This window comes from Limnohabitans sp. T6-5, assembly GCF_003063315.1.
GTDB lineage: Bacteria > Pseudomonadota > Gammaproteobacteria > Burkholderiales > Burkholderiaceae_C > Limnohabitans_A.
On sequence record NZ_NERV01000003.1, the window covers coordinates 187979 to 201002 of the forward strand.

The window sequence follows — 13024 nt, forward strand, 5'->3', positions numbered from 1 at the left end:
ATGAACGACCTGACCAACCCCTTCATCGCCATCACATCCAGCAAAGCCAACCTGGCTGTAGGCGAAATCGCCACGCTCTCTTTCACGCTCAGTGAAGCCAGCACCAATTTCGCCGCCTCTGACGTCACCGCCGTCGGCGGCACGCTCAGCAACTTCACCGGCAGCGGCACCAGCTACAGCGCCACTTTCACGCCCAGCGCCAACGTCTCCAGCGCCTTTGTGATGGTCGGCAGCGACACCTTCAGCAATGCCGCTGGCACCCTCAACAAAGACGGCGCCGACATGAACAACGGTTCGTCATTCAGCATCGGTCTGCTGTGCAATGCCGATGCCCCGGCCGACAGCACGGCCCCCACAGTGATGATCAGCAACACCAAAGCGCGTGTGCGCCCCGGTGACACCGACATCATCACCTTCACCCTGAGCGAGGCCAGCAGCAACTTCACCGCCGAAGACGTTCGTGTCATGGGTGGCACGCTCACCAACTTCACGCAAAGCCCCACCAACCCGCTGGTCTACACCGCCACCTTCACGCCCGACCCGAAGTCGCTGAGCGCCGGTATCTTCATTGCCAGCGAAAGCTTCACCGACGCGGCGGGCAACTACAACATGGACGGCGGTGAACTCAACAACACCGCCTCGATCGCCATCCAGTGCAAGATCGACACCACACCACCCACGATTGCTGTCACCGCTGACAAAGCCGCGCTGGCCATGGGCCAGACCGCGGTCGTCACCTTCACCCTGAGCGAGCTGGCCACCGACTTTGCAGCCACTGACATCACCGTCATGGGCGGCACCCTGAGCGGTTTCACGCAAAGCGCCACCAACCCGCTGGTCTACACCGCCACTTTCACACCCGCAGCAGGCTCCATGAGCGGCGCGGTCTATGTGGCCAGCAACCGCTTCAGCGACGCCTCGGGCAACTTCAACGCCGACGGCAACGACGCCAACAACGCCACCACCTTCACCATCGACATCGCGCCGCCGACCATCGCCATCACCAGCGACAAGTCCATCCTCAAAGCTGGGGACACGGCCACCATCACCTTCACGCTGAGCGAAATCAGCGCCAACTTCGACGCCAGCGACATCGTTGTCACCGGCGGCACCCTGAGCGGCTTCCAGCAAAGCGCCACCGATCCGCACATCTACACCGCCGTCTTCACGCCTGCCGCAGGCTCCACGGGTGCCAGCGTGCATGTGGACAGCAACAAATTCAGCGACGCCGCAGGCAACCAGAACGCTGATGGCGCCGACGCCAACAACACCGTCAGCCTGACGGTGGACCAGACCCCGCCCAGCATCATCGTCAGCAGCCCCAAAGCCAGCCTGGGGGCAGGGGAGACGGCCACCGTCACCTTCACCCTGTCCGAAGCCAGCAGCAACTTCACGCTGGACGACATCACCGTGGTCGGCGGCACCTTGAGCAACTTCACAGGCTCGGGCACCAGCTACACCGCCACTTTCACACCCACCGCCGGTGCCAGCACCGCCAGCGTGCATGTGGACAGCAGCAAATTCACTGACGCCGCAGGCAACCAGAATGCCGACGGCGCCGACGCCAACAACACCGTCAGCTTCAACCTCGACGTCACGCCCCCCACCATCATCGTCAGCAGCGACAAGGCCGACCTGCTGGCTGGCGAAACCGCCACCATCACCTTCACCCTGTCTGAGGCCAGCAACGACTTCACCCTCGGCGACATCACCGTCAACGGCGGCACGCTGAGCGGCTTTGTGCACAGCGCCACCAACCCGCTGGTCTACACCGCCACCTTCACGCCCACCAGCAGCGCCGCCAGCGCCATGATCCTGGTGAGCAGCAACACCTTCACCGACGCCGCAGGCAACTTCAACAAAGACGGCGCCGACCTGAACAACGCCGTGGCGCTGAAAACCAACTGCCCACCACCTGACAGCACGCCCCCCGTGATTGAAATCACGGCCGACAAAGCGGCCTTGGGCGCAGGCCAAACGGCCACCATCACCTTCACCCTGTCGGAAGCCAGCAGCGACTTCACCGCCAGCGACGTCACCGTGACCGGTGGCACCCTGAGCGGCTTCACCCACAGCACCACCAACCCGCTGGTCTACACCGCCACGCTCACCCCATCGGCAGGCTCGACCGGTGCCACTGTGCATGTGGACAGCGCCAAATTCAGCGACGCCGCAGGCAACCAAAACGCCGACGGCGCTGACGCCAACAACACCGTCAGCCTGACGGTGGACCTGACACCTCCCACCATCATCGTCAGCAGCGACAAGGTCGACCTGCTGGCCGGTGAAACCGCCACCATCACCTTCACCCTGAGCGAGGCCAGCAACGACTTCACCCTGGGCGACATCACCGTCAACGGCGGCACGCTGAGCGGCTTCACCCACAGCGCCACCAACCCGCTGGTCTACACCGCCACCTTCACGCCCACCAGCAGCGCCGCCAGCGCCATGATTTTGGTGAGCAGCAACACCTTCAGCGACGCCACCGGCAACTTCAACAAAGACGGCTCGGACCTGAACAACGCCGTGGCCCTGAAGACCAACTGCCCCCCACCCGACACGGCGCCCCCCACCATCGCCATCAGCAGCGACAAGACCGACCTGCTGGCCGGTGAAACCGCCACCATCACCTTCACCCTGTCTGAGGCCAGCAGCGACTTCACGGCCAGCGACATCACCGTCAACGGCGGCACCCTGACAGGCTTTGCCCAAAGTGCCACCAACCCGCTGGTCTACACCGCCACCTTCACGCCCAGCAGCAGCTCTGCCAGCGCCATGATCTTGGTGAGCAGCAACACCTTCAGCGACGCCGCAGGCAACCTCAACAAAGACGGCGCCGACCTGAACAACGCCGTCTCGCTCAAGACCAACTGCCCACCTGCCGACAGCACCCCACCGTCCATCGTCATCACCAGCAACAAAGACCTGCTGGAAGAAGGCGAAACGGCCACCATCACTTTCACCCTGTCTGAAGCCAGCAGTGACTTCACCCTGGGCGACATCACCTGCCTGGGCGGCACCCTGAGCAACCTGCAAGGCTCGGGCACCAGCTACACCGCCACCTTCACGCCGTTTGACATCTCGCGCAGCGCGGCCCTGTTTGTGGCCAGCTACAAATTCAGCGACGCCGCAGGCAACTTCAACGTGGACGGCTCCGACGTCAACAACGCCGTCTCGCTGGGCATCCACTGCGACTGCACACCTGTCGCGCCCGTCACACCGGCCGACACCACACCGCCCACCATTGCCATCAGCAGCGCCAAAAACGTGTTGGCCGCAGGCGAGTCCACCACCGTCACCTTCACCCTGAGTGAAGACAGCACCGACTTCACCCTGGCCGACATCACCTTGCTGGGCGGCACGCTGTCCAACTTCGCAGGCTCTGGCAAGGTCTACACCGCCACCTTCACCCCCAATGCCACGGCCAAGAGCGCCGCGCTGTTTGTCTCCAGCAACAAATTCACCGACGCTGCAGGCAACCAGAACTTGGACGGCTCCGAGAGCAACAACGCCGCCTCCTTTGGCATCACCTGCACGCCCGTCACCCCAGCGCCCATCACACCCGCAGCGCCTGGCGTCGTGGTCGCACCCGGCGGCAACCACACCACCGACAACACACCTACTTTCAGCGGCACCGGCGTGCCCGGTGACACCATCACCATCAAAGACGCCAATGGCAACGTCATTGCCAGCACCACCGTCGGCCCCAATGGCCAGTGGAATGCCACGCCCAGCCAGCCCCTGCCCGCAGGCAGCAACAACCTGAGCGTCATCGAAACCGGCCCCACAGGCGCGGTCAGCCCCGTCACGCCGCTGCCCGTCATCATTGACGGCGGCGCCAGCCTGCCCGCACCGTCGGGTGGCCTCACGCCATCCGGCAGCGGCGGCACCAGCGGTGGCATGTCCACCAACCCACAACCCATCTTCAGCGGCACCGGCCAGCCTGGCGACACCATCAAGATCACCGACCCCACAGGCGCAGTGATCGGCTCGGCCATCGTTGGCCCCAACGGCCAGTGGAACGTCACGCCCACCGCGCCCCTGCCACAAGGCAACAACAACCTGTCCATCATCGAAACCAGCCCCTCGGGCGCCGTCAGCCCGGCCGTGCCCTTGCCGGTGGTCATCGACAGCGTGGCCCCTTCGGCACCGGCTGGCGCCATTGCCCCCGGCAGCAACACCGGCTCCACCACCGACAACATCACCAGCAACAACAAGCCCACGCTGACCGGCACAGGCACGCCCGGTGACACCATCAAGATCACCGACCCGCAAGGCAACGTGATTGGCAGTTCAGTAGTCGGCCCCAACGGCCAGTGGAGCATCACGCCCGCCACAGCGCTGCCCACAGGCACCAACAACCTCAGCATGGTCGCCATCGACCCGGCTGGCAACGTCAGCCCCACGGCTCCGCTGCCCGTCGTCATCGAGTCAGGCAGCCTGCCCGCACCCACAGGCGGCATCAACCCCGGCAGCAACACCGGCTCGACCACTGACAACATCACCACCAACCCGCAACCGGTGCTCAGCGGCACCGGCCAGCCTGGCGACACCATCAAGATCACCGACCCCACAGGCGCAGTGATCGGCTCGGCCATCGTTGGCCCCAACGGCCAGTGGAACGTCACGCCCACCGCGCCCCTGCCACAAGGCAACAACAACCTGTCCATCATCGAAACCAGCCCCTCGGGCGCCGTCAGCCCGGCCGTGCCCTTGCCGGTGGTCATCGACAGCGTGGCCCCTTCGGCACCGGCTGGCGCCATCGCCCCCGGCAGCAACACCGGCTCCACCACCGACAACATCACCAGCAACAACAAGCCCACGCTGACCGGCACAGGCACGCCCGGTGACACCATCAAGATCACCGACCCGCAAGGCAACGTGATTGGCACCGCCATCGTCGGCCCCAACGGCCAGTGGAACGTCACGCCCACCACAGCCCTGCCCACAGGCACCAACAACCTCAGCATGGTCGCCATCGACCCGGCTGGCAACGTCAGCCCCACGGCTCCGCTGCCCGTCGTCATCGAGTCAGGCAGCCTGCCCGCACCCACAGGCGGCATCAACCCCGGCAGCAACACCGGCTCGACCACTGACAACATCACCACCAACCCGCAACCGGTGCTCAGCGGCACCGGCCAGCCCGGCGACACCATCAAGATCACCGACCCCACAGGCGCAGTGATCGGCTCGGCCATCGTCGGCCCTAACGGCCAGTGGAACGTCACCCCCACCGCGCCCCTGCCACAAGGCACCAACAACCTGTCCATCACCGAAACCAGCCCCTCGGGCGCCGTCAGCCCGGCCGTGCCCCTGCCGGTGGTCATCGACAGCCAGGCCCCCTCGGCCCCGTCTGGCGCCATCGCCCCCGGCGGCAACAGCGGCTCGCCCACCGACAACCTCACCAACGTCACCCAGCCCACGCTCAGCGGCAACGGCACACCCGGTGAAACCATCAAAATCACCGACCCGCAAGGCAACGTGATTGGCAGCACCGTCGTCGGCCCCAACGGCCAATGGCAAGTCGCCCCCGCACAGCCCCTGCCACAGGGCCAGAACAACCTGAGCATCGTTGCCGTCGACCCCGCAGGCAACGTCAGCCCCCCCACACCGCTGCCCGTCTTCATCGACACCGTGGCGCCCACCATCGCGCTGGGCAGCAACAAAACCCTGCTGGGCAACGGCGAAAGCGTCACCGTCACCTTCACACTGTCTGAAGCCAGCACCGACTTCACGCTGGCCGACATCACCGCCATGGGCGGCACCCTGAGCAACTTCCAGGGCTCGGGCACCAGCTACTTCGCCACCTTCACACCCACAGCCGGTGCCAACAGCGCCGCCTTGCTGGTCACCAGCGACAAGTTCTCGGACGCCGCAGGCAACCTCAACAAAGACGGCTCCGACCTCAACAACGCCCTGAGCTTCAGCGTCAGCGCAGCCGTGGTGCCCGCACCGGCCGCACCCGCAGGCACCCTGGCACCGTCCAGCAACAGCGGCTCGCTCACCGACAACGTCACCATCGACACCACGCCCACCATCACCGGCGTGGGCGTGCCCGGCGACACCATCAAAATCACCGACCCAGCGGGCAACGTGATCGGCACCGCCATCGTCGCCCCCAACGGCAGCTGGAGCGTCACACCCACATCGCCGCTGCCCCAAGGCAACAACAACCTGGCCATCACCGAAATCACGCCCACCGGCCAGACCAGCCCGGCCACCATCCTGCCCATCGTCATTGACAGCCTGGCCCCAGTGGCCCCCGCTGCCGCCATCAACCCTGGCAGCAACAGCGGCTCGCTGACCGACAACGTCACCATCGACACCACGCCCACCATCGACGGCACAGGCACGCCCGGCGACACCATCAAGATCACCGACCCGCAAGGCAACCTGATTGGCACCGCCATCGTCGGCCCCAACGGCCAGTGGAGCGTCACGCCCAGCCAGCCCCTGCCACAGGGACTCAACAACCTGTCCGTCACGGCCATCGACCCGGCCGGCAACGTCAGCCCCGCCACAGCGCTGCCCATCGTCATCGACAGCCTGGCCCCCGCAGCGCCCACCGGCATCCTGGACCCCAGCACCGACAGCGGCACCAAGGGGGACAACAGCACCACCGACAGCACCCCCACACTCAGCGGCACCGGCGTGCCCGGCGACACCATCGCCATCAAGGACGCTGCAGGCAACGTGATTGCCACCGCCGTGGTGCAAGCCAACGGCACCTGGCAGACCACACCGGCCGTGCCCCTGCCCACCGGCCTGAACAACCTCAGCATCAGCGAGATCGACCCCGCAGGCAACGTCAGCCCGGCCGTGCCCTTGCCCATCACCATCGAGCCCGCTGCGTCGACCGCAAACGCCCTGATCGTGCGTGGCCATGTGTTTGCAGGCCCCACCACCAGCGACCCCAGCACCGTTGTCGATCCGCTGAGCCTGGTTCAACCCAAACAGACCACCGCCCCCATTCTTGTGGGCACGGGCACACCCTCGCTGACGACCACCCCGACCGTCGTCACCGACAGCACGGGCACCAGCACCGCCTTGCCACCCGGCGTGGTGAATGACGGTGGCCTGATCCTGATCGACCCCAGCCTGACCACCAACCCCATCGTGTTGGCCTCGGGCACCGGCACCGGCACCACCCCATCCACCACCGGAACCGGCACCACCAGCGGCACCACCGCAGGCACCGTCACCGACAGCACAGCCACGGGCACTGCGCCACCTCCCGGTGCCCAAAACGATGGCGGCCTGATCCTGATCGACCCCAGCCTGACAGGCAACCCCAGCGTGACCAGCGGCACGGGCACAGGCACCACCAGCGGCACCACCGCAGGCACCGTCACCGACAGCACAGCCACGGGCACTGCGCCACCTCCCGGCGCCCAAAACGATGGCGGCCTGAGCCTGCTCACCCCCAGCGTGACCAACAACCCCAGCGTCACCTCCACCACCACCAGCGTCACCGGCGGTGCAGACGTGTTCGTCTACGACAACACCGGCACCTTGCTGGGCCAAACCGTGCTGGCCGCCGATGGCTCCTGGAGCATCTCGGCCGCCAACCGTGGCAGCTACCGTGGCCCTGTGCTGGTCAAAGTCATTGACGCCAACGGCACCGCCATCAACTACATCGACGAAGTCTCTGCCACCGGCAAGTCCTTCGACACCACCTTGCGCGCCCAGGCCGTGGCCGACGTCGGCCAAGCCAACTTCACCGTGGCCGCAGACCAAAGCGCAACCCTGACCGTCAACATCACGCCCGTCACCGAACTGGCCGTGCGCAGCGCAGGCATTGCCGACAACGCCACCACGCCACTGAGCAGCGCCGCCGCCATCAACGCCGCCAACGCCAACGTGGCCAAGGCCCTGGGCATGGCCGGTGTCGACATCACCGCCGACCCCACCCTCACCAACAGCGCCACCTTCACCGCCACCAACCGCTACGACGCCAATGGCGTGGTCATCCTCACCGACGGTGAAAAATACGGCCTGGTGCTGGCCAAACTCTCGGGCCTGGACAGCGCCAAAGGCAACATCGACGCCAGCCTGGACGCCCTGCAAACTGAACTGCTGGCTGGCGGCACGCTCAGCACCACCGGCGCGGCCCTGATGGACACCGGCCGCCTCAACGCCCTGGCGGCCCTCAAGGCCCCCAACAGCGGCGCTACCGAACAAACCTTCCTGGTCGACACAGCGCTGAACCGCTGGCTGCTGGGCGACATCGTCGTCACCGCACAAAACATCACGGCTTCCACCGTCAACCTGACCGGCTCGGCCCTGCCTAACAGCACCGTCACCGTGACTTTGCCCGACGGCAGCACCCTGCAAGCCACGGCCAACGCCCAAGGTGTCTTCAACGTCAGCTTCCCCGCCACCAAAGTCAACACCGACAAGGTGGTGGACTTCCAGGGCACCGATGGACTGGTGCAGCCTTCCACCAACACCCACACCCTGCCGTCCGCTCCCACCGGCGTGCTCGACCCGAGCAGCAACACCGGTTCGACCACCGACAACCTGACCACCGACAAAACGCCGACCCTGAGCGGCACCGGCACGCCCGGCGACACCATCAAGATCACCGACCCGCTGGGCAACGTGATTGGCTCGGCCATCGTTGGCCCCAACGGTCAATGGAACGTCACGCCCACCACACCGCTGCCTGAAGGCACCAACAACCTGGCCATCACCCAGGTTGACCCCGCTGGCAACGTCAGCCCCGCCGTGCCCTTGCCCGTGGTCATCGACAGCGTCGTGCCCACCATCGCACTGACCAGCGTTCAAAACGCGGGCCAAAACCCCACCGTCACCTTCACCTTGAGCGAAGCCAGCGCCGATTTCACGCTGGCCGACATCACCGTCACCGGCGGCACCCTGAGCGCCCTGGTGCAAAGCACGACCAACCCATTGGTCTACACCGCCACCTTTGCCCCCGCAGCCGGTGCCAGCACCGCCAGCGTGCAGGTGGACAGCGCCAAGTTCTCTGACGCCGCAGGCAACCAAAACGCCGACGGCGCCGAAGCCAACAACACGCTGACCTTCAACTTCGGCTCGACCACGCCGCCCGCAGCCCCATCGGGCATCGCCATCGACCCGGCCAGCAACAGCGGCTCCGGCACTGACCAGCTCACCAACAAGCCCCAGCCCACGCTCAATGGCACAGGCACGCCTGGCGACACCGTCAAGATCACCGACCCGCAAGGCAATGTGATCGGTTCTGCCGTCGTCGGCCCCAACGGCCAGTGGCAAGTCACGCCCACCGCACCGCTGCCCGAAGGCACCAACAACTTGGGCCTAACCGAGACCAATCCCGCAGGCCAAGTCAGCCCACCGGCACCGTTCACCGTCATCGTGGACACCACAGCGCCCACCATCGCGCTGTCCACCGCGCAATCCGTGCTGGCCAGCGGCCAGACCGGCATCGTCACCTTCACCCTGAGTGAAGCCACGAGCGACTTCACCCTGGCCGACGTCACCGCCATGGGCGGCACGCTGAGCGGTCTGGTGCAAAGCCCGACCAATCCGCTGGTCTACACCGCTGTGTTCACCCCCAACGCCGGTGCCACCAGCGCCGCCTTGCTGGTCACCAGCGACAAATTTGCGGATGCCGCAGGCAACCTCAACAAAGACGGCGCCGACATCAACAACGCCTTGTCCTTCAGCGTCAACGCCGCCCCCGTGGCGCCCGCAGCGCCTGCAGGCACGGTCATCGACCCGGCCAGCAACAGCGGCTCGGGCACCGACCAGCTCACCATCGACACCACCCCGACCCTGACCGGTACCGGCGTGCCTGGCGACACCATCAAGATCACCGACCCGCAAGGCAACGTGATTGGCTCGGCCGTCGTTGGCCCCAACGGCCAGTGGCAAGTCACGCCCACATCGCCGCTGCCTGAAGGCATCAACAACCTGGCCATCACCGAGACCAACCCCGCAGGCCAGGTCAGCCCACCGGCACCGTTCACCGTGGTCATCGACACCACAGCGCCCACGATTGCCCTGTCCACCGCTTTGACTGCGCTGCCCACAGGCCAAACCGCCGCCGTCACCTTCACCCTGAGTGAAGCCAGCGCCGATTTCACGCTGGCCGACATCACCGTCACCGGCGGCACCTTGAGCGCCCTGGTGCAAAGCACGACCAACCCCTTGGTCTACACCGCCACCTTCACGCCCACAGCCGGTGCCACCACCGCCAGCGTGCATGTGGACAGCAGCAAGTTCGCGGACGCCGCAGGCAACGTCAACACCGACGGCGCCGAAGCCAACAACACGCTCAACTTCACGCTGGGCCAGCCTTCCGTGGCGCCCGTTGCACCGGCAGGCACGGTCATCGACCCGGCCAGCAACAGCGGCTCGGGCACCGACCAGCTCACCAACCAGACCAAGCCCACCCTGAACGGTACCGGCACGCCCGGCGACACCATCAAGATCACCGACCCGCAAGGCAACGTGATCGGCTCTGCCGTCGTCGGCCCCAACGGCCAGTGGCAAGTCACGCCCACCGCACCGCTGCCTGAAGGCACGAACAACCTGGCCATCACCGAGACCAATCCCGCAGGCCAGGTCAGCCCACCCGCACCGTTCACCGTCATCGTGGACACCACAGCGCCCACCATCGCGCTTTCCACTGCGCAAGCCGTGCTGGCCACGGGCCAAACCGGCCTGGTGACCTTCACCCTGTCTGAAGCCAGCGCCGATTTCACCTTGGCCGACGTCACCGCCATGGGCGGCACGCTCAGCAACCTGGTGCAAAGCACGACCAACCCCTTGGTCTACACCGCGATCCTGACCCCTGCCGCCGGTGCCACCAGCGCCGCCTTGCTGGTCACCAGCGACAAGTTCGCTGACGCCGCAGGCAACCTCAACAAAGACGGCGCCGACATCAACAACGCCTTGTCCTTCAGCGTCAACGCCGCCCCCGTGGCGCCCGCAGCGCCTGCAGGCACCGTCATCGACCCGGCCAGCAACAGCGGCTCGGGCACCGACCAGCTCACCAACAAGCCCCAGCCCACGCTGAGCGGCACGGGCGTGCCTGGCGACACCGTCAAGATCACCGACCCGCAAGGCAACGTGATTGGCTCGGCCGTCGTTGGCCCCAACGGCCAGTGGCAAGTCACGCCCACATCGCCGCTGCCTGAAGGCATCAACAACTTGGCCATCACCGAGACCAACCCCTCGGGTCAGGTGAGCCCTCCCGCACCGTTCACCGTCACCATCGACACCACAGCGCCCACCATTGCGCTGAGCGCACCGGCCACCGCCTTGACCAACGGCCAGACCTCGGCCATCACCTTCACCCTGAGTGAAGCCAGCGCCGATTTCACGCTGGCCGACATCACCGTGACCGGCGGCACGCTGAGCGCCCTGACGCCAAGCGCCACCAACCCGCTGGTTTTCACCGCCACCTTCACGCCCACCGCCGGTGCCACCGCCGCCAGCGTGCATGTAGACAGCGCCAAGTTCGCTGACGCCGCCGCCAACCTCAACACCGACGGCGCCGAAGCCAACAACACGCTCAACTTCACGCTGGGCCAACCCTCTGTGGCGCCCGTTGCACCGGCAGGCACCGCCATCGACCCGGCCAGCAACAGCGGCTCGGGCACCGACCAGCTCACCAACCAGACCAAGCCCACCCTGAACGGCACCGGCACGCCTGGCGACACCATCAAGATCACCGACCCGCAAGGCAACGTGATCGGCTCTGCCGTCGTCGGCCCCAACGGCCAATGGCAAGTCACGCCCACATCACCGCTGCCCGAAGGCATCAACAACCTGGCCATCACCGAGACCAACCCCTCGGGCCAGGTGAGCCCACCGGCTCCGTTCACCGTCACCATCGACACCACAGCGCCCACCATTGCTTTGAGCACCGCGCAAGCCGTGCTGGCCTCAGGCCAAACTGGCGTTGTCACCTTCACCCTGAGTGAAGCCACCACCGACTTCACGCTGGCCGACGTCACGGCAGTTGGCGGCACCTTGAGCAACCTGGTGCAAAGCCCGACCAACCCCCTGGTCTACACCGCCGTGCTCACGCCCGCAGCCGGTGCCACCAGCGCCGCCTTGCTGGTCACCAGCGACAAGTTCTCGGACGCTGCCGCCAACTTCAACAAAGACGGCGCAGAGTTGAACAACGCGCTGTCCTTCAGCGTCAACGCCGCCCCCGTGGCGCCCGCAGCGCCTGCTGGCACCGTCATCGACCCGGCCAGCAACAGCGGTTCGGGCACCGACCAGCTCACCAACAAGCCCCAGCCCACCTTGAGCGGCACGGGCGTTCCCGGTGACACCATCAAGATCACCGACCCCGCTGGCAACGTCATCGGCTCGGCAGTGGTCGGCCCCAACGGCCAGTGGCAAGTCACGCCCACCGCGCCGCTGCCTGAAGGCATCAACAACCTGGCCATCACCGAGACCAACCCCTCGGGTCAGGTCAGCCCACCGGCACCGTTCACCGTCACGGTGGACACCACAGCGCCCACCATTGCGCTGAGCACACCGGCCACCGCCTTGACCAGCGGTCAGACCTCGGCCATTACCTTCACCCTGAGTGAAGCCAGCGCCGATTTCACGCTGGCCGACATCGTGGTCACCGGCGGCACGCTGGGCGCCCTGACGCCAAGCGCCACCAACCCGCTGGTCTACACCGCCACGTTCACGCCCACCGCCGGTGCCACCACCGCCAGCGTGCATGTGGACAGCGCCAAGTTCGCTGACGCCGCTGCCAACCTCAACACCGACGGCGCCGAGGCCAACAACACCCTGAACCTGAGCTACAGCACCGCCCCCGTGGCCCCGCTGGCGCCACCTGCCAGCATTGATCCGGCCAGCAACAGCGGCTCGCCCACCGACCTCATCACCAACCAAAACAAACCGGTCCTCACGGGCACGGGTGTTCCGGGCGACACCATCAAGATCACCGACCCCTCGGGCAACGTGATCGGCACCGCCACCGTCGGCCCCAACGGCCAGTGGAGCATCACGCCCACCACACCGCTGCCCGAAGGCACCAACAACCTCAGCGTGG

Annotated in this window: 1 protein-coding gene (only partly in view); it reads left to right on the plus strand. The window is 66.2% G+C overall.

Annotation, left to right across the window (positions count from 1 at the left end; genetic code table 11):
* Window positions 1-13024, plus strand: the beginning of a protein-coding gene (locus tag B9Z51_RS19015; RefSeq protein ID WP_108375285.1) for an Ig-like domain-containing protein. 20045 nt of this gene lie beyond the right edge of the window; the window shows 13024 of its 33069 coding nt (coding positions 1-13024); it begins with the start codon at window positions 1-3; the stop codon falls past the right edge of the window.